Here is a 21,410-nt window from a genome sequence, read left to right on the forward strand (position 1 = left end):
CTCAGTTTCCTCGTTCACAGATGACACTATAGCGACTCCAAAGTTTTAGTGACTATAGTGAAATCCATGAACTCCAACTCCAACTCCATGAGCTCGGACTTTGACGTAGTCGTGGCCGGAGGCGGCCCGGTCGGAATGATGCTGGCCTGCGAGCTCCGACTCGGTGGCGCAAGCGTGGTGGTCGTCGAGCGGCGCACCGAAGTGGATCAGACCATCAAGGCGGGGGCGATCAACACACCGACCGCCGAGGCCTTCTACCGGCGCGGAATGCTGCCCGCGCTGGCCGAGGTGCAGCAGCGCTCCATGGAACGGTTCCGGGCGTTCGTACGCGAACAAGAGGGGACGCAGGCGGATGGACGGCCTCTGCGCGTGCCCCCCAAGTTCGCCGGGCACTTCGCCGGGATCATGCTGCGCGGGGAACTGCTCGACGCGATGGACCCGGACTTCACGAACGCCGGTCCCGCCGGGGACGTCGGCCTCGTACCGCAACAGGAAGTCGAGCGGCTGCTCTCCGAGCAGGCCCGACGACTCGGCGTCGAGCTGCGCAACGGCACGGAGCTGGCGGGATTCGACGAGGACGACGACGGAATCGAGATCCGCGCGATCCGGGTGGCCGACGGATCGGCCGACGTCATGCGCGCGGGCTGGCTCGTGGGCTGCGACGGCGGCCGCAGCACGGTCCGCAAGCTCGCCGGGTTCGCGTTCCCCGGTACGGATCCGCAGATCACCGGTCACCAGGCGCTCGTCGAGATGACCGGGTCCAAAGCCCTCCGGCCCGGCTGGCACCACACGGACACCGGGACGTACGTGCACGGGCCCATGCCCGGTCGCATCCTCACGGTCGAGTTCGACGGGCCGCCGGCCGACCGGGACGCGGCCGTCACCGCGCAGGAGTTGCAGGCGAGCCTGCGGCGCGTCTCCGGAGCGGAGGTCACGATCACCGGGGTGCGCACCGCCACCCGCTTCACCGACAACGCGCGCCAAGCGGCCGACTACCGGGCGGGTCGGGTCCTCCTCGCAGGCGACGCCGCGCACGTCCACTCCCCGTTCGGCGGCCAGGGGCTGAACCTCGGCATCGGGGACGCGATGAACCTCGGTTGGAAACTCGCCGCCGTCGTACGCGGCCGGGCACCGGAAGAGCTGCTGGACACGTACACGGCCGAACGGCATCCGATCGGGGCATGGGTACTCGAATGGACCCGGGCGCAGATCGCGCTGATGCGGCCGGAACCCCAGGCCCGCGCCCTGCGCGGCGTCGTCGCCGAGTTGACCGAGTCCGTCGCCGGCACCACCTACTTCGCCAAGAAGATCTCCGGCGTTCGGCAGCGGTACGACCTTCCCGGCAGCCATCCGCTCGTCGGCCGCAGCGCCCCGGACCTCGAACTCGCCGACGGAACGCGCCTCGCGGACCTGCTCCACGACGGGCGCGCCCTGCTGCTCGATCTCGCCGACGACGCGGGGCTCCGGTCGCACGCCGAGGGGTACGGCGAGCGGGTGCGCGTCACCACCGTCGCCTGCCCCGGCAGACCGGAGCTGGCCGGCCTCCTCGTACGCCCGGACGGAATCGTTGCCTGGGCGTCCGACGCCGGGGACGCGCCCGACACGGGGGACGCGGCCGTCACCGCGGATCCGGCGGTCACCGGGGACACGCTGACCGACGCCCTCCACCGGTGGTTCGGAACGCCGGGCCGTGCTGCGCGAATGAGCAAACCGGCCGCGGCCCGTTGACGTCGACCGCACCGGCCAGCAGCACGCCCACCAGCGAACGGGACGGCTGACCGGCGGCCACGATCGTCCTCCGCGCCAGCGGCGAGGCCCACCTCGATACCGAGGTCGATGACCTCTCCGGCACGGGCCGGGTCGTTAGCGGGCGTACTCCTCGGAGAGGAAGCGCATCGTCTGGTCGATGAAGATCCGCATCTCGCGCGAGAGGGTCTTGCCGCGGCGCCAGGCGATCTGGGTGTGCACCTCGAAGGGGATCGGCCACGGGAGGGGGACCAGGGTGCCGGCGTCGATGGAGTCGGCCACCGTGGCCGTGGGGAGGAGGCTGATGCCGAGGCCCGCGGCCACGCCTCGTTTGATGGACTCGATCGTGCCGAACTCCAGGAAGGGCAGCGCCTCTCCGGTGCCGGCGTTCAGTTCCGCCTCGAACAGCTCGCGGTAGGCGCAGCCGGCTTCGGCGGAGATGACCTGGACGCCGCTGAGGTCCTCCGTGGTCACCTTCTCCGCCCGGGTCAGCGGGTGGCCCGGGGCGGCGACGACCGTCAGGGGTTCGGAGCCGAGGATCTCGGTTTGGACGCCCGGATGGCGCGTCTCGGCCTCCATGAGGAAGCCCAGGTCGAACAGGCCTTGGCGCAGGGCGTGGCAGGTCTCTGCGCAGAGGCTGGGGCGCAGCACGATCTGGAGCGCCGGATGGCGGTGGTGGAAGAACTCCAGGAGCGTCGGCATGCGGTAGGAGGTGATGCTCTCCATGGAGCCGACGGTAAGCACCCCGGCGGGCGAGTCGGAGCCCAGCGCGGCGCCCCGTGCCTCGCCCGCGAGCGCGAGCATCTGCTCGGCGTAGGGCAGGAGCCGCCGGCCGGCCGCGGTGAGTTCGACCCGGCCCCCGAGGCGGTCGAAAAGGCCCACCTCGAGCGATTCCTCAAGGCTCTTGATGTGCGCCGTGACACTGGATTGCGCGTACTTCAGTTCAATCGCCGCGCGGGTGAAGCTGAGCAGCGTCGCCACCTTGTGGAACGTCGCCAACTGTCGAATGTCCATGTCCCCTCCACGGTCCGGTTCTCGTCGAACTTGAAGCGCGAACACCAGGGAATCAGCAGGGGGGAACCGGGGGCCAGAACGACCGCCTGTCAATTTGAGGACAGAGCCCGTCAGGAATCTGCCACGCCTTCGCCGTCCGGGATCACGCCCTGCCTGGCCAGCAGAATCCCGGCCTGAAAACGGCTGGTTGCTCCGACTTCAGCCATGATGGCGGAAATATGGCGGCGACACGTACGCGTGGCCACGCCGAGGCGCCGGGCGATCACCTCGTCCTTGAGGCCCATCGCCATTAGCCGGATGACCGACAACCGCAGGTCCTCGGCGTGGTGGTACTCGGTGACCCCGCCTACGTCAAAAGGCTGACTCCCCTGCCAGACGGACTCGAAGGACCGGCACAGGTAGGCGACGACGGTGGGGTCGGTGACGATGGCCGCGCCCGGCGGTTCCTTGCCCTTGCGTTCCTTGGGGATGAAGGCGAGTTTGCGGTCGTAGACGATGAGCCGCTCGGACAGTTCCTCCGCGGTGCGGACCTCGGCACCCGCCTCGGAAATCTGGCGTACGTAGGCGCGGGTGGCCAGGCTCGCCTGGGCGGTGTGCTGGTAGAGGGTCCGGACGCGGATGCCGCGCTGTCGCATCTCCAGGGTCTGCAGCAGGTCCTGTTCGAGCAGTTCCGCGCTGCGGCCGCCGCCGGGCTGAAGGGTGATGCGCTCTTCGGTGCAGCGTCTTCGCGCGAGGTCGATCTCGCGCCGGACGTCCTCGAAGTCGTCGAGGACGCGGATGGGGACGCCTTCGGCCACGGGCTGGACGCGCGAGTGGTACATCGTCGACAGGACGCGCAGCTGCTGGTGGATGCCGGATATCTCGCGGCGGCGCTGCGCGATCGACAACTCCAGCGGCGTGACCAGTTCCGCCTCGGCGATCTCGGGGTCGAGCGCCACCTCGGCGCGGTCGCCCCCCGCCGAGGCGAGCAGTCTCAGGTTCTGCAGGGCTTTGCGGGCCTCGGTGACCCGATGGACATCGACGCCGAGGTGACAGGCGACGTCCTCGTCCCCGAAGGATCCGACCCGTAACGCGTACTCGTAGGTCGCAACGGCAACTTCATCCAAGAGGTGATTCTCGCCCATCGACCACCATTCCCACCGAATGCCCGATTTGCCGCTATCCACTTGCTGCCGCTCCATCATAGGACACCCCCTGCCACTCGAACTCGATCTTTAGGAGTGACAGATTTCCAGTGGCGACCGAAGAGGGCGCCGCCCACAAATTAGACATCCGGGGGGCACGAGACGTGAACGCACGCATATTCCTGGCTCATGGCGTCGTGGCGGCAGCGCTGACAATCGGAGTGATTCACTCCGCCGGGCTGACGGCCACGACGGCCTCTGCGGGAGAAGTGACCGGCAGGGTGATTCTCGCCGACGACAAGTGGGACGTCGTCTTGCCGATCGGTGGCGGGGCCGTCGGCACGGGTACCGGAAATTCTTGAATCGATGCCACCGACCGGAGGATTGATCGTGCTCCAGGGGAATTCTTTCGCGAATGAACTCCGCTCTTTCCACACCGATTCCGGAACCCTGCATTGGCCGCGGCGGATTCGGTAGGGACGCCCCACCACGCGATTGTCAGGGGGGCGGGCACGAAGCGCCCGCCCCCCTGATCAGAAGTGCACTCGCCGGTCCTGCGGAGTCACCCGGTAGCGGATGTCCCACAGGCTGCGCCGCACATACGTCCGCTGCAGCCAACGGTCCCGGCCGTCATGGCGGGCGTCGAAGCTCGACCGGGCGTGGACGCCCTTGCGGTTGTTGACGAGCAGAGCCTGTCCCGGCTCCAGCTGCACGGCGTGCGCCACCGAACGGCACACCTCCTGAAGCCGTTCGAAGGCCGCCGCGGCATCGCGGTTCAGCGCACGGACCCCATTGGCCGACACGGTGATCTCCGGGTGGGCCTCGGCACCGCTGATGACCGGCACCGGTTCGGACAGCACCTCCGCACCGCCGGCCATGCCGCGGGTGTAGCTGCCCGGCGCGTTCAGCCGGAAGAGGCGACTGCGCAGCAGGCCCAGCGCGTCGTCCGGAAGCTGCCGGCAGATGTCGCGGGCGTCGGCGTAATAGGTGACCGCGCTCCCGGAGCGGTCACCGCGCAGGCAGTTGAGCACGAGGAAGTCCGGGTTGGCGACGTCGTAACGGCCCGTCGAGTCGTACGTGATGTCGCTGTGGAAGTTCAGGAAGACCGCCGAACTCTGGTTGGTCTGGGTCCGCTCCCCGCCGACGACCGGAACGACGTCGTGGATCAGCCGGCCGCCCTTCTCCGTGAGCACGCCGAGCGGTTCGCCGAGGAGGCCGGTCAGGCCCAGCAGCACGCCTTCGCTGACGAATCCGCTCTTGTTCCGGCCGGGACCGCCGTCGAGCGGCGTCGGGCCCGGCTCCGCGTCGACGGGGAGGTTGCGCACCAGGGCGACCCCCGGCGTGTCGTTGTGCCGGCCGAAGTCCAGCAGGGAACGCAGGAGTTCCAGGGGCAGCGCCGCGAACACCTGGTGGCAGCGGGCCGTCGCCCGGTCGATGTCGCCGCTCGGATCGGGCAGCGCCGCGAGCTCACGGCCGATGACCTCCCGCACGGCATCGGGCAGCACCAGGTCCGCGAAGGTCGTGGTGGAACCGATCGTGTCGATCACGTTGGTCATGTCGCTCACACCCCTGCCTCTACGCCGGCCCGCCGCGGAACCGGGAAGTCCAACCTGTCGTGCAACCGTTGCGCCAGATGCAGCGCGTCCTCGCCGCCGGCGGCCACGTGCGTGGTGACCTTGCTGCCCCGCACCTCCGCCACGGGAACTCCCGCCGGGCGCCCGGCCTTGACGCCGTGCCTGCGCTGGACGGCCTCCTTGTCGACGTACCCGCCGATGACCGCGACCGACGGCTGCCGGTTGAGCCGCACGGTGTCGAGCCCTTCGAGGTGGAAGGCGTGGTGCGCGGCGTCGGCCTGCGCGTCGTCCGGGTAGTCGAGCACCACGGAACGCTCGTTGAAGACCACCGCCGCCATCTGGGTGCCGGCTCCGCTGATCGTCGTGCCCGCCGCGTACGGGGCCCGGTTGTAGCGCAGCACGATTTCGATCCGGTGCCGCAGCGCGAGCTGGACGGCGCGGCGGTGCAGCACCTTCGCCCCGTACAGCGACATCAGCGCCGCCATGTTGTACGAGACCTCCGGGAGCATCCGGGCCCCGGTGATCAGGTGGGGGTCGGAGGTGTAGATCCCGTCGACATCGGAGTGGATCTCGCAGACGTGGCTGCCGACGGCCCGGGCGACGGCCAGGGCCGACAGGTCGGAGCTGTTCTTGCCCAGCCAGGTCGGGCGGCCCTCGGCGTCCACCGCCTGTCCCCCGGGCACCACCACGACCTCGTGCTCCGCCAGCGCCCTGCGCAGCGGGCCGGGGTCGGTCCTGACCACGCGGGCCCACAGGAACGAGGCGTTGGTGGTCAGTCCGAGCTGGTGGCCCGCGAGCACGGTGGCGGTGCGCCCCCTGCGGTGCAGGGCGGTGGTCAGCAGATGGGCGCTGACCAGGTCGGCGGTGGTCAGCAGGCCCGCGGCGGTGTCGGCCCCCGGCTGCCGGTTGACCTCGTGCAGCCGGCCGCGCAGCGCCTCGGTCTCTCCCTGCATCGCGCTCACGACCACGGCCATCGGGCGGCCCTCGCTGCGGATCCGCTCGTCGAGCCCGGCCGCGAGTTCCTCGTAGGCGGCAGGGGTACGGAAGGTGGAGCCGCCGAACTTCAGTACCACCGGGGTGTTCACCGGGCACCTCCGGCCAGGAAGCCGCGGCCGAGGACGTACCCGGCGGCCAGGAAGCCGCGGCCGAGGACGTACTCGGCGATCTGGACCGCGTTCAGGGCCGCGCCGACCCGGAGGTTGTCCGAGACCAGCCACAGCCAGAAGCCCCGTGGATTGTGCGGCGACACCCGCACCCTGCCGACGTGCACGTGGTCGGGATGCCCGGCCTTCAGGGGGGTCGGGAAGCCCGCCCGGTTCTCCCTGTCGTGCACGGTGACCTCGGGCTGCCCGGCCAGCAGCGCGATCAGCTCGTCGCGGTCCACCGGCGCCTCGGTCTCGATCCAGACCGCTTCGGAGTGGGAGTTGACGACGGGCACGCGGACGCAGGTGGCGGTGACGTCCAGATGGGACAGGTCGAGGATCTTGCGGGACTCCTGGACCATCTTCTGCTCCTCCAGGGTGAAGCCGCTGTCCTGGAGCACGTCGATGAAGGGAACCACGTTGAAGGCGAGCGGCGGCCGGAACCGCTCGGACGGCAGTTCCGCGTCGGGGTCCCGCAGCGCGACCTCGCAGCCCTCCAGCAGCTCCTCGACGCCCTGGTGGCCCTGTCCCGACGCGGCCTGGTAGGTGCTGACCACGGCCTGGCGGACGCCCCAGCGGCGTTCCACCGGCCCCAGGACGCGGACCAGCGGGATGGTCGAACAGTTGGGGTTGGCGATGACGCCGCTCTCCGGAGGCCGGTCCAGGGTGTGGAAGTTGACCTGGGGCACGACGAGCGGGGTGTCGGGGTCCATCCGGTAGGCGTTGGTGTTGTCGATGACCAGCGCGCCCTTGGCCACGGCGGTCGGCACCCAGGTGCTGCTGATCGAGGTGCCGGCGGAGAAGAACGCGATGTCGGCGAGGCCGAAGTCGAAGTCCTCCAGGGCCTGCACCTCGTACGGCTTTCCGCCCACCGGTATCTGGCGGCCGGCGCTGCGCGAGGACGCGACCAGGTGCAACTCGCGATAGCGCAGCGCCCGTTCCTCCAACAGCTCGATGAGAGTACTGCCCACGGCTCCGGTCGCGCCGACGATGGCGATGCGCGGAGCGGCGGGGTCGGTGACTAGCGTCATCAGGCTTCTCCGTTCTGGACGATGGGGCGGCTGGTCAGTACAGGGGTACGGGGTAGTGCAGCCCGCCCGAGGTCCACAGTTGGTTGAGACCGCGGGGAACGTCGAGGCCGGAGGCGGCGCCGAGGTTCCGTTCGTAGACGTCCGCGTAGGTGCCGACGGCGGCCAGGACCCGGTTGGCCCATCCCTCGTCGAGGCCGACCGCCGGACCGTGGGGTCCGGCGCGCCGGGCCGCGGCCTCGGGCGTCTCGTACTCGGCGGCCAGCAGCAGCTGCAGCACCCAGCGGACGAGCCGGAACCAGTGCGGGTCGGTCTCGTGGACCGCGGCGGCCATCGGCTCGCGGGATATCGACGCCGGAAGGATGTGGTGGTCCCGCGGCCGGCGCAGCCGCGCCCGGGCGCCGGCCAGAGCGGTACGGTCCAACACGTAGGCGGCGCAGTCCCCGTCGGCGTAGGCGGCCAGGGCGTCGGCCGGGGCGTCGAAGGCGACGGGCTCGACGCTCAGGCCCCGGGGGCCGTACCAGGCGTCCAGGTTGACCGTGGTGGTGCAGCCCTTGTGGACGGCGAGGCGGTGGCCCGCGAGGTCCGCGGGTCCGGTGAATCCCGCGTCCGCGCGGACGAGGAAACCTTCGCCGTCGTAGCAGGTGATCCCCGCGAAGAGCACCCGGCGCTCGGCCTCCCGGGCCATCGTCCACGTCAGGTTGCACACCGTCAGGTCCACGCGGCCCGCTTCGAGCGCCGACAGCCGGTCGGAGGCCGTGACGGGGCGCCAGTCGACGGCCTCGGGGTCGCCGAGGGCGGCCGCGGCGACGGCGCGGGCGATGTCGGTGTCGAGGCCGGTCCAGCGCCCGCCCGGAGTGCGCAGCGACAGTCCGTGGATGCCCTGGGAGACGGCGGCCCGCAGGGCCCCGCGGACGCGTGCGGCGCGCAGGGTGGCGGTCGAGGCCGGGCGGCTCACGAGGCGCTCCTGAGCGGGCGCTGCCGTTCGTACCGGTCGGAGCGGTCGAAGCGGTCACAGCGGTCGAGCCCGTCGGAGCCGTCGAACCGGCGGCTGTTGAAGGTGAGCAGCTCGGTCAGCTGCCGCGCGGTGACGCGGGCGGCGGCGGCCGTGCGCGTGGGTGTCACGGGCATGGCGCCGGCCCGGCTCCAGACGAGCATGGACCGGGCGTCGATGGTGGCGCGGCTGCGGTTGGCGTTGTCGGGGTGGAGGCAGTACGGCACGTCCAGGACCCCGCGGGCGAAGGCCGCGACGAGGCACTCGCCGAGCGTGCCGCCCGTCTCCAGAGCGGCGTCGACGAGCGTACGGGCCTCTTCGTAGAGGCCGGACGCGGTGGCCGGGGGTCCGCCGTCCGCGCCTTCGGCTTCGTCCGCGGCTTCGTCCGCGGCCACGGAGCCCGCGTACTCGAGCGCCGCCACGTTCTCCTCGACGGTGGGGATGCGGTGCGCCTCGGCCGGCGTCTTGACGACCAGCCGGTCGGCGCCGCCGCGCGCGGCGAGGCGGGCGCTGGCCGCGAGGAGGCGGCGGCTGCCGAGCTCGGTGCGCGGGAAGACGCCCATGAAGGTGTAGAGCACGATGTGGTGCGCGGAGCCGGACAGCCGCTCGTCCGCGAGCCGGCGCAGCGCCGCGAGGGCCTCCAGGTCCTGACCGGCGTGGATCTGCTGGGCGTAGCTGAGGGAGATGCCCCGCAGGCCGTGCCGCTGGAAGAACATCGCCTCCAGGACCGAGAGCGCGACCAGCAGCGACGGCGGGCACAGCTGTCCCAGCATGCAGCCGCCGAAGGTCTCCATGTGCGGTGGTACGGGCTGTGCGGCGAGGAGCTCGCAGCCGGCGCTCCACTCCTGGACCGCCCGCGCGAGCGGGACCCGGCCGTAGGGCAGGCAGTACGAGACGGGGCCGCCCTCCGTGGCGTCCGCGCCGGCCTCGGCCATGGCCCGGAAGAGCCTCAGCGGGCGGGGCGTGCCGTGGCGGACCTGGACGGGGAAGTCCGGCGACGAGACCTCCTGGAGGAGGGACCGCACCGCCGGCACGCCGTGGGCGAGGAGCGGGAAACCGTTGAGATCGCCGGGGTGTTCGCGCAGTGCGCGGCGAGCCGCCGCGTCGTCGTGGCACCGGGTGTAGCTGTCCAGGGTGACGGTGCCCACCGTGGTGGCGTCCGCGTCCCGTACGGCGCGCAGACCGGCGCGCATGCGGTGGAGTTCGCCGAAGCCCATGCGGGGCTGGACGACGAGGCGGCCCGAGTCGCGGGCACTGCGTACGAAGCCGGTGAACCGGTCGGTCGCGTCCATCAGGCCGCTCCGGCCCCGGCGGCGAACCGCCCGCAGGAGCGGTCGGCGCCGATCCGGTCGAGGAAGGCGTAGAAGCGGGCGAGTCCGGCCCCGGGGCCGCCTTCGGCCGCGTCGTCGAAGACCGCGTCGTATCCGGCGGCGGTCAGCTGCGCGGTGGTCCCGGCGTGGTCGCGGCCGTCGATGCCGAGCTTGCCGCCGATGGCGACGGGCAGGGCGGAGAGGGCCGGTACGGCGCGCAGGGCGGAGATCAGGCGGAGCCCGTCCAGCCGGCCGTGGCCGTTGACGCTGCTGATGACGAGCAGATCCGGGCGTCCCGTCCGGCAGGCCCGGACGATCGTCCGGTCGGGGGTCGTGTTGCCCAGGTTCGTCACCTGGTGGCCCAGGTCTTCCAGGAGCAGCTGGAGGTAGACCAGGTTCCACAGGTGGGCGTCGGAGGACAGGCCGGAAACGACGATCCGCAATCGGTGCTCGGCGAAGGTCGTGTCGTTCATTCGGGCCCCCCGGGGGTATGCAAGCGATCAGTCGTGGAAACTATCCACGCCGCCCCGCGGCCCGGTCCAGCCGTGCCGACGGGGATTCCCGATGCCCCCGATCAGGAATTTCTATCCTTGGTCGTCCAGCTCCTGCTCGTCGCCGAGAAGGTCGAGTCGGGCCGCCGCCACGCCGAGTTGGAACCGGGTCTCGACCTGGAGCTTCTCGCACAGTCCGGCCAGATAGCGGCGCACCGTGCGGGTGGAGACGGCGAGCTTGCGCGCGATGAAGTCGTCGGACCTGCCGCGCTCCAGATGCCGCAGGACGGCCATTTCCACATCCTCGAAAACCTCGTCGCCCTCGCCGTTCACGGTGACCGGACGCGCGTGTTCCCAGATGTGGTCGAAGATCACGGTGAGGAAGGTGACCACGGTCGGATCGCGGAGCACGGCCGCTCCGCCCGTCCCGGTGGGGACGACCGCGATGTCCTCGTCGAGGAGGATCAGCCGCCCGGGTATCACCGCGGCGGTGCGCACCTGGGCGCCGAGGCCGCCGAGGAGCGTCATGTGATGTAGCGCCTCCCGCTGCCGGCGGGCGGTGTGCGGTACCACCGTCCGGTACCGCACACCGCGGTCGAGGAGGTCACGGTCGAGCTCCCGGGCGGCGCGCAGCGTCTCCGGGCTGCCCAGGGTGGGGTGCACCGTGAGGACGCTGTGCCGTACCTGTGCCGAGAGCTCGGCGAGCCGGTGGCGCACGGCCTCGCCGTCGGTGAGCAGTTCGGTCGCGCTGCCCTCCAGCTCCCGGCGCAGATGGCGCTCGTACAACGGTCCCAGCGGGCCCAGCTCGCGGCGCGTGGTGTCGATCCGGCGCATCAGCTCGTGCACCTGGACGTGGGACGCGGCGGTCAGCGAGATCGCGGCGAGCCCCGGGGAGAGGGCTTCGTGGCGGTACGGCCCGTCCGGGCGCAGCAGCCGCCGGGCAGTGAGCCGGCCGACGGACTCTGCGAATTGCGCCGGCGAGAGGCCGAGCTGCTCGGCTCCCTCGTCCGCGTCCGGTGACACCTCCAGGAGCTGGCGGTAGACGCGGACGTCCTGGGGGGTGAGCGGGCCTTCGGACATGACGGTGTCGTGTTCCGGGGCCGTGCTCACAGCGCGAGGTGTCGCTCGGGGAAGTCGGTCGCGATGTCGCCCCGGTGGAACCGGGGGTGGTCGAAGACCTTCCGGTGCATCGGGACGGTGGTGTGCAGGCCGGGCCCGGGGACCTCGAACTCCGACGGGGCGCGCAGCAGATGGAACTGGCATTCCGGGTGCCCCCGTGGCCGGGTCACGGCGGCCTCACGCCTTCTTGGCGGCTTTGCCGCCCGGCACGGGGGGACGAACCCGCTGCGGGACGGATTCGGTGGCCGCGGCGATGCCGAACAGGGGGATGTTCCGGTAGACCGAGTGCATGCGCTCGGGGTCGACTATGTAGGCCTCGTGGAAGATGCCGACGGCGCCGTCGTTCCTGACCGCACGATTGAACCAGGCCCACATCGAACGGTGCTTGCCGGTGGTGTTGTGCGAGTAGCGCATCAGATCGTCCATGCTGCGCCAGTACTGGAGCATGATCACGGTCCGGTTGAACCAGGCGCGCGAGTAGAGGAATCCGTGGTCCTTGTTCTTCTTCAGCTCGATCAGCATCGGGATCATCGAGGCGATGACGGGCACCCAGCGGTGCACCATCCAGAACTTGTTGATCCGGGTGCCGATCAGCAGCACCACGGTGCCCTCGGGAGGCGCGGCGATGCGCGGCTCTTTGACGACCTTGAGGTCCATGGTTTCCTCTCAGAAGGGGTAAGTGCGCGCCGGGGTACTGGTGGTGAGGGTGTGCCAGCGGGTGAAGGCGTCGAGCGCGGCCCGGCCGCCGAAGCCGGAGGCGTTGCCGGAGGCCCCGATGCCGCCGAAGGGCAGCTGGGGGTCGTGGTTGACCGTCTGGTCACCCACGTGGACCACCCCGCAGCGCAGTCGGGCCGCGAGGGCCCGGCCGCGGTCGGTGTCGGCGGTGTAGACGGCGGCGGTGAGCCCGTAGTCGGAGGTGTTGGCGAGCCCGACGGCCTCCTCCTCGTCGGCGAAGGAGGTGATGGTGGCCACGGGGCCGAAGACCTCGTTGTGGAAGATGGACATCTTCGGCGTCACGTCGGCCAGGACCGTCGGGGGGAAGTACTGCCCCTGCACCCGCCCGCCGGTGACCAGGCGTGCGCCTTGGGCGACGGCGTCCTCGACGGCGGCGGCGATCCGGGTGAGCTGCCCCTGGTCGATGATCGGCCCGATCTGGGCGTCCGTACGGTAGGGGTCGCCGATGCGCAGCGCCGCGGCGCGGCGGGTGAGGGCTTCCGTGTAGCTCTCGGCCACGTCCTCGTGGACGAGGTGGCGGCGGGCGGCCATGCAGATCTGGCCCTGGTGCAGGAAGGAGCCCCAGGAGCCGGCGGAGGCCGCCGCTTCGACGTCGGCGTCGGGCAGGACGACGAAGGCGTTCTGCCCGCCCAGTTCCAACACCACGCGCTTGAGCAGCCGTCCCGCAGTGGCGCCGATCTCCCGGCCCACCTCGGTGGATCCGGTGAAGGACACCATGGCCACGTCCGGCGACTGGACGAGCGCGGCGCCCGCCTCCGCGTCGCCGTGGACCACTTCCAGGACGCCCTTGGGCAGCCCGGCCTCGGCCAGCACCTCGGCGAAGAGGCGGCCGCCGCTCAGCGGGGTGTGCGGATCGGGCTTGAGCAGGACGGTGTTGCCCAGCGCGAGGGCGGGGGCGACCGAGCGCATGCCGAGCAGCAGCGGGAAGTTCCAGGGCACGATCACCCCGACGACGCCCAGCGGTACGCGCCGTACCTCGCTGTCGCGGCCCGGGTCGGAGCCGGGGCCGTGCGGCACCTCGGGGGCGGTGGCCAGTTCGGCGGCGTGGCGCAGCTCGGCGGCGCCCGCGTGGACCTCGTAGAAGGCCTTGCCTGTGATGGAGCCGCCTTCGCGGACCAGCAGGTCCTGGGCCTCCTGGGCCCGCTCCAGCAGCAGGTCGGCGGCGCGGCCCAGGATCGCGGCGCGTTCGGCGGCGGTCCGCGCGGCCCACTCCGGTTGCGCCGCGGCCGCCCGGCGGGCCGCCGACAGCACGGCACCGGCGGAGGCGAGCGGGACACTGCCCAGCTCCTCACCGGTGATGATCTCGCGGCTCGTCAGCAGTCCGGCTTCGGTGACGGTGCTCACCTGAGTACCTCAGTTTCTCGGGGGAGGGGGCCTCGGGGGAAGGGGCCTCGGGGGGAGGGGTCTCGGGGGGAGGGACGGGTGGTGCCGGCGCGGGTCAGGACGGCGTGGGCGGTGATCCGGGAGGCTCCCGTGGTCACCGAGAGGGAGACGTCGCCGTGCAGGACGGTCTCCGCGTACTCGGCCACCTCACCCCGGAACACCAGGGTCCAGGGGCCTTCACCGGTGCCGAGCAGGTCGACGTCGCGCCACTGGCAGGCGACCCGCGGTGGCGCGGCCAGGGCACGCAGCGTGGCCTGGCGCAGCGCCCAGCGGACGGCCGAGCCGTCTCCGGCGGGGAGCCGCAGCGCCTCGGAGCCGTGCCAAGCGATCAGCCGCTCGACGGTGTCCTTGTCGACGCTGTAGCTGCCCACCCTGACGACGCCGTTGTCGTGCTCAGGCATGGGCGGCCTGCCCTTCGGCGAGCAGGTTCTCGACCATCGAGATGAGATTTCCGACGGACAGCTCGGCGAGCATGCGGTCGAGGGTCAGCTTTCCCGCCCAGCGGTCGGCGTCGAGCTGGGGCATGACGGTGTTGAGCCGTGAGAGTCCGCGCCCGCTGATGATTCCGCGGGCGTCGCAGAACTCCGCGTCGGGAACCTCTCCTTGGAGATACCGTCCGCATTTCTCGACCGAGAGGACGACCGGGGCACTGCATTCGATACGGAAGAAGATGTCGAGGAGATCCAGGGATTCCAGTCCGAGATCGGCGGAGAAGACCAGGTCCTCGTGGTACAGGTCGGTGGGAATTCCCAGCGTGTCGATGACGATGGACCGCACCAGTTCGTTCACGTCGTAGTGGGACATGCTCATCACTCCTGTCTGGCCTGCCCGGCCGACGCTTCGGGGCCTCCCCCCACCAGAGCCTCCAAGCGCCGCGGACCGGACACGTCCGGACGTACCCGGTCGGGGCGGCAGCGAGCACGGAGGGCCTCCTGCGGGAGGCGTTCACCCGCGTCGGCGGCGGCGAGGACGCGGTGCAGCCGGCGCAGGCAGCGGGTGCGGATGGGACCCACCGAGCCGACGGACATGGACAGGGCGGTGGAGATCTCGTCGTACGAGGCCGGCGGATCCGCGAGCGCCAGCATCAGGACGCCGCGGCACTGCTCGGAGAGCGTGTCGATGGCCCGCAGCGTCTCCTCCCTGCGCTGGGCGCGCAGGGTGATCTGCTCGGGGCTCTCGCTGTGGCCGGAGAGCCCGTCGAGGGTCTCGCTGTCACCGACCATGACCAGGCGCTTCCTCCGCGCGAGGACCTTGAGGGATTCCCGGCGGGCGACGGTGGCGAGCCAGTCGGCGATGCGTTCGGGGTCGCGAATGCGGTCGACGTTCTGTACGAGTCGCAGCCAGGTCAGCTGGCGTACGTCCTCGGCGTCCACGTCGTTCATTCGATGGCTTCGCACGACGGACCAGACCAGTCTGCCGAATCGTTCCACCATTTCGTCCCAGCAGGCCTGCTCTCCGCGCGCGCACCCCGCCAGCAGTTCCGCGTTCCCTTTACGTGACATGAGAATTCCCTTCGTGGGGGGCTCTTCGACGATTCCGGGTGCCTTGGGCGGGGTGGAATCCATGGAATCCGCTGGGGGACCGGCGCAGCAAGCGGGATCGGCCGTCAGCTAGCGGACCGGCCACAGGTGGACAGCGGCGGCCCGCCGCCGCGGCGCCGGTCACGAGTGCGCCCCGTCCGCCCCGTCCGGCAGGAGTTCCGCGATGGCCGAGCGCAGCCGGACCGGCAACGGCCCCGTGTCGCTCCGGTCGGCCCGGATGGCCACGCCGAGCGCGAACCGGTCCCACACCTGGAGGACCTGCACCTGCCACAGGTCCCGCTCCGTCTCGGGGATGTCCTCGTCGACGACGGCCAGGCCCCCGTCGCGCAGCCGGTGCACGGAAAAGGCGTCGAAGCCCCGGCACATGCCCATACCGGTGGCCTTCGTGTACGCCTCCTTGGCCACCCACGAATCGGCGAAGGCGTGCCCGCGCTGGTCCTCCCGGTTGCGGCGGAGCACCTCGTTCTCCAGCGGGGTGAACACCTTCGGCGCGAACTGCATCGCCTCGGGGTTGGCCGGGGTGACCTCGGCGTCCACGCCGGCGGTCCGCCCGCGGACCACGATGGCGGCGATCAGGCCGTTGGTGTGGGTGATGTTGAAGTCGAGCCCCCAGGCGCACCCCTCGACCTCGGGACGGCCGTACATGCCGGCCCGGAACCGCCAGGAGTCCGGCGGCACGTCGGCGTAGCGGGACAGGACCTGCCGGGAGAGCAGCCGGGCGCCGAGGAAGCGCCGCCGGGCGGCGGCGAACAGGAGCCGGTCGTGCCGGGCCCGCTCCTCGTCCGTCAGCATCGCGACGCCGCCCGTCGCCTCGGCGAACCTGTCCACGTCCTCCTCGGCGAGCAGCCAGACCTCGGCCGTGTCGGCGAGCGGGTCGGCAAACGGGGCCGCGCTGTCCATGGGATCGGTCTCCTTCCTGGATCTACCAGTTGACGGGGAAGGACCGGAACGAGAAGAGCCGGCCCTCGCGGTGCGCGGAGAACAGCACGTCGGCGACCTCGGCGACCTCCTGCGGACCGGTGACCCGCCGGGTGGGGTGGAAGCGCTTGAGCAGCCGCTCCAGGCAGACCAGCAGGACCGCGGGCGAGCGCAGCCCCGGATCGATGCTGTCGTGGCCGCGCAGGTGGAGGTGGACGACGGCGGCCGCCGCCGAGACGACGGTGTACTGCTTGGCCAGGTCGTACAGCTCGGACGACTGTCCGACTCCCTTGCCGAGGTCGGAGACGAGTTTGCGGTGCTCCTCGGCGATGCGGTCCAGTTCGTCGACGATCGCCCCCGCCGTGTCCGCCGCCGCGACCAGGCGCGACGCGTCGCTCGCGGTGGCCGCCGCCGCGGCCCGGTGCAGTTCGTCGACGGCGGAGCGCAGGGCGAGCACCGGGTCGTCCACGCCCCGACTGAACAGCTGTTGCTCGGCGGGCCGATAGGGCTTCATGGGATGGGCCGGGTCGAAGAGCGTTCCGGTCCTCGCCACCGCGCCGGCCACCAGCGCCGGATCCTGACCGATCGCGTTGGCCAGCAGCTTGTCCAGTTGCAGCGCGATGTTCTTCAGGTTCACCACGGTGTTGCCGTCGGCGAAGTTGGAGATGGCGAAGTCCCGCAGCACCTTCTGGAAGATCCCGTGCCGGGGGTGCGAGCGCAGGTAGTAACGGGCGCCGAGCACGATGGCGAGCCGGCCGAGCGTCTCCTCCAGGAAGGTGGGGACGAAGTACTTCACCACCGACGACCAGATGCTGGCCTGGTCCGGGCTCAGCTGGAGGCTGCGCACGGCGCCGGTGGTGAGCGCGTCGGCGACCAGCAGGTCCGCGTAGCTCTCCACGAGCTGTCGCTGGGAGTAGGGCACCTCGGAAACCGCACCGCCGAAGATCATCCGCTGGGTAGCGAAGTCGAGGGTGGTGCGCAGCGCGGTGTCCACGCAGCTCATCGCGATGCTCGCGATCGCCACACGGGCCAGCTGGCTGCTCTTGAGCGCCGTTTCCAGCCCCTGCCCGGCCCGACCGACGAGCGCGCTGTCGGACACGAAGCAGTTCCGCAGCCGTACTCCGCTCATGTCCAGCCCGCGCAGGCCGTGCAAGGGCTCGTCGGGCAGGTGCTCGAGCTGCTCGGCGGGGACCGCGGACTTCTCGACGGCGAAGATCGAATAGCCGCCGGGTCCCCCCTTGTCCGACGTACGGGCGAAGACCATGACGACATCGGCGACGGTGGCGTTGCCGATCGTCCACTTCTCGCCGTCCAGCAGCCAGCCGCCCTCGGTCCGCCGGGCGGTGGTGTCGTTGGCGAGGACGTCGCTGCCGTGCCGCCGCTCGGACAGGCCCCAGGCCAGCTTGCCGCCGCCCCTGATCACGTCGGCGAAGTGCTGCCGCTGCTCGGGGGTGCCGGCGACCCACACCGGCATGTAGCTGAGACTGGTGAGGACCATGGCCGTGGCGGCCGTGGGGTCGCGGCGGGCGACCAGCCGGTACAGGTTGAAGCCGTCCTGCACGTCCACGGCCCGCCCCCCGTTCTCGGCGGGCACGATCCAGTCGTACAGGCCCCAGGAGGCGAGCAGATCGACGAACTCGTGCGGGTACTCCTCCCGTTCGTCCAGGTCGAGGACGCGGCTGTACGGCATGGGCCCGTCCGGGTCGTGCGGGTCGCCCAGGTGGCGCTCCAGCTCGGCCATGAGGGCCGGCAGATCGGTCATCGCTCCTCGACCTCCTCGTTCTCGTCGTTCCTGTCGTTCCTGTCGTTCCTGTCGTTCCTGTCGTTCTCCGTCTGCTCGCCGGAGTCGCTCAGCCGCACCGGGAGGGCGGTGAACAGCCTTTGTTTCGCGTCGAGTTCGGTGACCAGCCGACCCGCCGGAGCGAGATCCCGGTACGCCGCGGTGCGCGGGTCCCGTCCGTCGGCGAGGGCGGTCAGCAGCGCGAGTACGGCGGTGAGCCACCCGGTGTCGCCGGGGGCGGCGCCGCCGTAGAGGCCGGCCCGGTCGCGGTGGTACCACCAGGCCAGAGCGGCGGAGGCCGCTGCGTAGAGCACGCAGAGGCGATCGGCCAGGTCCAGCGGTTCCGGGGAGACCTTCGCCGACCGGGCGCGGTCGCGCTGCGCGTCGGCCGCGTCACGGACCACCGCGGCCAGTGCCGCCCGCACCTCGGCGACCAGCTCCGCGGCCCGGGCCTCGCCCCGGCCGGACAGCTCGGCGGTGATCGCGCCGGCGTGCGCGGCGAACCCGAGCAGGACCTCGTCCTTCGGCCGTACGCCGAGGTCGAGGGCGGCGGGCCGGAGCTCGGGCAGCAGCTCCTGGTCGCCCAGGGCGAACACGGCGCGCAGCCGCCGCTCCCGCTCCGGGGCCGGGTCGGGGGCCTCCCGGGCCGTGTCGTCGGTCGGGTCGTCCGCGAACACGGTTGCGTAGGCCGGGAGGTGCATCGCGAGGGCGCGCAGGTTGCCGAGGACGCTCGTGTCGATGACCGCGACCATCGCGTTGTCCCGCACCGCCTTGTCGAGCACCGCGCCCGGACCGTCCCGCAGCACCGCGCGGGCGCCAACCAGGGCGCGCGAGCGGGTGGCGCAGGCGGCGGTGAGACGGGTGGCGACGTGCTTGACGACGGAGGACGCCAGACCGAACGCGCCGGGGGCGACGTGCACCTGGCGTGCGGCGGCCAGCACGGTGAGGTCGGTGGCGATCAGTTCGGCGGCGGCCAGGGCGAGTTCGCGCGAGCCGTACGGAGTGTCCGCGACCCGCTCGCCGCCCGTACGGTGCTCACGGGCGAACCGGAGCGCCGTGCGCAGCGCCGTGTCGGCGGTGGCCAGGCAGCCCGCCGTGCTCATCAGCCGGACGATCTGCTGGGCCCGTAGCGCACCCGCCAGGCCGCTGCCGACCTCGCCGACGACGGCGTCCGGCGCCACGACGAGCCCGTCGAACTCCAGGTCGGCAAAGTCAATGCCGCGCATCCCGGTGGTGCGCTGCGGCGGCAGCCGCCGCACCCGGGGGTCGGCGAGCTCCCGCGGCCCCAGCAGGACCGCGGTGAACGCGCCCGCACCCCGCTCCGCGGTGCGGGCCACGATCACGGCGGCGGAGGCGGAACTCCCGCGCCCGACCAGCCATTTGGTGCCGTGCAACGCTCCCTCGCCGGTCAGCCGGCAGCTGTTGGCGAGCACGTCGCTGCCGGCCTGTTCCTCGGACAGCCCGAAGGCGATCGTGCGCCCCTCGCGCAGCCAACCGGCGACCACCTGGTGCTGGGCCTCCGTACCTGCGGCGAGGACAGTCATGAGGGCCGAGATGCTGAACATGGTCGCGGGCATGACGTTGACGTCGCGGCGGGCACAGGCGCGGACCAGGATCTGGGTGTCCTCGAAGGAGCGCAGGTTTCCACCGAGCGCCGCGGGGAGGTGGCACAGGTGGAAGCCCTCCGCGCGCAGCCGCGCCTCGGCCGCCGCCGGGTACTCCTGCGCCGCGTCGCGGGCCGCGCCGGCCGCGAAGCCGAACGGGTTGTCCGTCACCCAGGGGTCGCCGAGCAGCCGGTCCAACCGCTCCGCCTCGGCGAAGGGCACGTCAGCCACGGGCGCGTCAGCCACGTCAGCCGCGGCGGGCGGGAACACCGTGGTCACTGCCCCACCCCGACGGCGGAGTCGTAGGACGTGGAGTCCTCCGGCGACGGTCGGGTGGCGATGCCCGCGGGGAAGGCGATGCCGGCCGCCCGCAGCATGGCGAGCCGCTGGTGGAACGCCGCACCCGTCATGATCTGCCGGCCCACGTCCGCGACCCTGCGGTGCTCGGGCGCGGCCAGGTACGTCCCGCGCACCCACGCGTTGAAGCTGCCCATCGCCGGTCCGCACCAGATCTGGTAGTCGACCGCACGGTCCGCCTCACCGGTCTTCGCCCAGCGCGACGCCATCCCCAGGTACCAGCGGAAGACGAGCGCCGCCCGCCGCTTGGGATGGCCCTCCGCCCGGGCGAGCTGGGCCGGGTCACGGCGCCGGAAGTACTCGGCGGTCTCCTCCCAGACGCTCTCCAGCGGCCGCCGGAAGATCTGCTGCTCGACCCGCGCGCGCACGTCGTCCGGGAGCGCCTCGATGCCGTCGTACGTGCGGTAGAGCTCGTACAGCTGCTTGGCGCGCATGGGGAAGAACGTGCCGCGCTTGAGCACCTGCAGTTCGACACCCATCTCGAACATGTCGGCCGCGGGGGCCATCTCGCAGTCGGCGATGCCGGCCTGGGCGAGCATCTCCTTGACCCGCGGGGAGGTGCCGGCTTCCAGGCACGACTGGTTGATCGAGCCGGTCACGATGTAGTCGGCTCCCATGGCGAACGCGGCGGCCGCGGCGTCCGGGGTCCCGATGCCGCCGGCGGCTCCGATCCGGATGCGCTCGGGGTAGCCGGCCTCCTGCATGATCGCGTCGCGCTGCCGCATGATGACGGGAAGCAGGGCGGGGAGCGGCCTGCGATCGGTGTGGCCCCCCGAGTCCGCCTCGACGGTGATGTCGTCGGCGAGCGGGACCCGGGGCGCGAGGCGGGCCTGCTCCTCGGTGATGAGGCCGTCCGCGAGCAGCGCCCGCACCATGGCCTCCGGTGCGGGCCGCATGAAGAGTTCGGCCGTCTCGGTACGGGAGATCTTGGCGATGACCCGGTTGGCGGCGACGACTCCGTGCGGGCCGCCGGTGCGCAGACCGGCGAGCCGGTAGCGGACCAGGTGGGGGGTCAGCTTGAGGAAGGCGGACGCCTCCACGCAGGGCACGCCGTACGCCAGGAAGAGGTCGACGGAAGTGCGCTCCAGCCGGTCCTCGCTCGGGCTGTGGATGAGGTTGCAGGCGTAGCCGAGGCCGGGGATCTCGTCGCGGAAGCGGATCAGGGCCTTCTCCACCGCCTCGGGGAGCAGTCCGGCCGCGCCGTACGAGGCGAGGAAGCCCGCGCGTGCCATGGCGACGACCATGTCGGCGGAGGCGATGCCGTTGGCCATGGCGCCGCTCATGTACGCCTGCTTGAGGCCGTGCGCTGCGAGGAAGGCGGCGCTGCCGAGCCGTTCGGGTCCGAGCGGCGGCACGGCGGCGACGATCTCGTGACGGCCGCCGGAGGTGACCTCACCGCCGGCGGCCGCGCCCAGGCCGTACGGCCCGCGCACGATGTAGACGGGCTCGTCGAGGCGGATCAGGGTCTCGTACACCCCGGTGTCGCCGACGGCCGGCTCTCCCCGCCCGGTCCACCGCGGGCGGTACTGATCGGTGGTCATGCTGCGTCT

At 71.6% G+C, this 21,410-nt stretch carries 20 protein-coding genes; 1 reads left to right on the forward strand and 19 read right to left on the reverse strand.

The window, feature by feature from the left end; genetic code table 11:
• The first annotated feature begins 66 nt into the window (after positions 1–66).
• Positions 67–1,728, forward strand: a complete 1,662-nt coding sequence (locus tag OG207_RS20890) for an FAD-dependent oxidoreductase (protein WP_329099993.1) — start codon at positions 67–69, stop codon at positions 1,726–1,728.
• Between the two features lie 135 nt (positions 1,729–1,863).
• Here OG207_RS20890 and OG207_RS20895 read toward each other — a convergent pair whose 3' ends face one another.
• The 19 genes from OG207_RS20895 to OG207_RS20985 all read right to left on the reverse strand — a co-directional run bounded on the left by OG207_RS20895 (position 1,864) and on the right by OG207_RS20985 (position 21,401).
• A complete protein-coding gene (locus tag OG207_RS20895) occupies positions 1,864–2,760 on the reverse strand; it encodes a LysR family transcriptional regulator (protein ID WP_329099994.1) in 897 nt (298 codons plus the stop codon).
• A gap of 110 nt (positions 2,761–2,870) precedes the next feature.
• Entirely contained in the window at positions 2,871–3,866 is a 996-nt protein-coding gene (locus tag OG207_RS20900) for a helix-turn-helix transcriptional regulator (RefSeq protein ID WP_329099996.1), read from the reverse strand.
• 551 nt (positions 3,867–4,417) lie between these two features.
• Positions 4,418–5,440 (reverse strand): TauD/TfdA family dioxygenase, encoded by a 1,023-nt coding sequence (locus OG207_RS20905; protein WP_329099997.1) that lies wholly within the window; start codon positions 5,438–5,440, stop codon positions 4,418–4,420.
• 5 nt (positions 5,441–5,445) lie between these two features.
• On the reverse strand, positions 5,446–6,543 hold the full coding sequence (locus OG207_RS20910; RefSeq protein WP_329099998.1) for an amino acid kinase family protein: 1,098 nt from the start codon (positions 6,541–6,543) through the stop codon (positions 5,446–5,448).
• Entirely contained in the window at positions 6,540–7,631 is a 1,092-nt protein-coding gene (locus OG207_RS20915; RefSeq protein WP_329099999.1) for an aspartate-semialdehyde dehydrogenase, read from the reverse strand. The genes OG207_RS20910 and OG207_RS20915 overlap by 4 nt, the downstream gene beginning before the upstream one ends.
• A gap of 34 nt (positions 7,632–7,665) precedes the next feature.
• Positions 7,666–8,586, reverse strand: coding sequence for a transporter substrate-binding domain-containing protein (locus tag OG207_RS20920; RefSeq protein WP_329100000.1), 921 nt, complete (start codon positions 8,584–8,586; stop codon positions 7,666–7,668).
• Complete coding sequence (locus tag OG207_RS20925; RefSeq protein ID WP_329100001.1) at positions 8,583–9,914, reverse strand: methylaspartate mutase; 1,332 nt, start codon at positions 9,912–9,914, stop codon at positions 8,583–8,585. Before OG207_RS20925 ends, OG207_RS20920 begins: the two co-directional genes overlap by 4 nt.
• A complete protein-coding gene (locus OG207_RS20930; RefSeq protein WP_329100002.1) occupies positions 9,914–10,405 on the reverse strand; it encodes a cobalamin B12-binding domain-containing protein in 492 nt (163 codons plus the stop codon). Before OG207_RS20930 ends, OG207_RS20925 begins: the two co-directional genes overlap by 1 nt.
• 111 nt (positions 10,406–10,516) lie before the next feature.
• Positions 10,517–11,533, reverse strand: a complete 1,017-nt coding sequence (locus tag OG207_RS20935) for a helix-turn-helix transcriptional regulator (protein WP_329100003.1) — start codon at positions 11,531–11,533, stop codon at positions 10,517–10,519.
• Positions 11,530–11,712, reverse strand: a complete 183-nt coding sequence (locus tag OG207_RS20940) for a hypothetical protein (protein WP_329100004.1) — start codon at positions 11,710–11,712, stop codon at positions 11,530–11,532. The genes OG207_RS20935 and OG207_RS20940 overlap by 4 nt, the downstream gene beginning before the upstream one ends.
• Before the next feature lie 7 nt (positions 11,713–11,719).
• Complete coding sequence (locus OG207_RS20945; RefSeq protein WP_329100005.1) at positions 11,720–12,199, reverse strand: DUF4188 domain-containing protein; 480 nt, start codon at positions 12,197–12,199, stop codon at positions 11,720–11,722.
• 9 nt (positions 12,200–12,208) lie between these two features.
• Complete coding sequence (locus OG207_RS20950) at positions 12,209–13,621, reverse strand: aldehyde dehydrogenase family protein (protein WP_329100006.1); 1,413 nt, start codon at positions 13,619–13,621, stop codon at positions 12,209–12,211.
• Positions 13,618–14,061 (reverse strand): hypothetical protein, encoded by a 444-nt coding sequence (locus OG207_RS20955; protein ID WP_329100007.1) that lies wholly within the window; start codon positions 14,059–14,061, stop codon positions 13,618–13,620. The genes OG207_RS20950 and OG207_RS20955 overlap by 4 nt, the downstream gene beginning before the upstream one ends.
• Entirely contained in the window at positions 14,054–14,464 is a 411-nt protein-coding gene (locus OG207_RS20960; RefSeq protein WP_329100008.1) for a hypothetical protein, read from the reverse strand. Before OG207_RS20960 ends, OG207_RS20955 begins: the two co-directional genes overlap by 8 nt.
• A gap of 5 nt (positions 14,465–14,469) precedes the next feature.
• Complete coding sequence (locus tag OG207_RS20965; protein ID WP_329100010.1) at positions 14,470–15,225, reverse strand: RNA polymerase sigma factor; 756 nt, start codon at positions 15,223–15,225, stop codon at positions 14,470–14,472.
• A gap of 96 nt (positions 15,226–15,321) precedes the next feature.
• On the reverse strand, positions 15,322–16,101 hold the full coding sequence (locus OG207_RS20970) for a 4'-phosphopantetheinyl transferase family protein (RefSeq protein ID WP_329100011.1): 780 nt from the start codon (positions 16,099–16,101) through the stop codon (positions 15,322–15,324).
• A gap of 22 nt (positions 16,102–16,123) precedes the next feature.
• Positions 16,124–17,881, reverse strand: a complete 1,758-nt coding sequence (locus tag OG207_RS20975; protein ID WP_329100012.1) for an acyl-CoA dehydrogenase family protein — start codon at positions 17,879–17,881, stop codon at positions 16,124–16,126.
• On the reverse strand, positions 17,878–19,782 hold the full coding sequence (locus OG207_RS20980) for an acyl-CoA dehydrogenase family protein (protein WP_329100013.1): 1,905 nt from the start codon (positions 19,780–19,782) through the stop codon (positions 17,878–17,880). Before OG207_RS20980 ends, OG207_RS20975 begins: the two co-directional genes overlap by 4 nt.
• Positions 19,779–21,401, reverse strand: a complete 1,623-nt coding sequence (locus OG207_RS20985) for a PfaD family polyunsaturated fatty acid/polyketide biosynthesis protein (RefSeq protein WP_329100014.1) — start codon at positions 21,399–21,401, stop codon at positions 19,779–19,781. The genes OG207_RS20980 and OG207_RS20985 overlap by 4 nt, the downstream gene beginning before the upstream one ends.
• Positions 21,402–21,410 lie beyond the last annotated feature (9 nt).

The organism is Streptomyces sp. NBC_01439, assembly GCF_036227605.1.
In the GTDB taxonomy this organism is placed as follows: Bacteria; Actinomycetota; Actinomycetes; order Streptomycetales; family Streptomycetaceae; genus Streptomyces.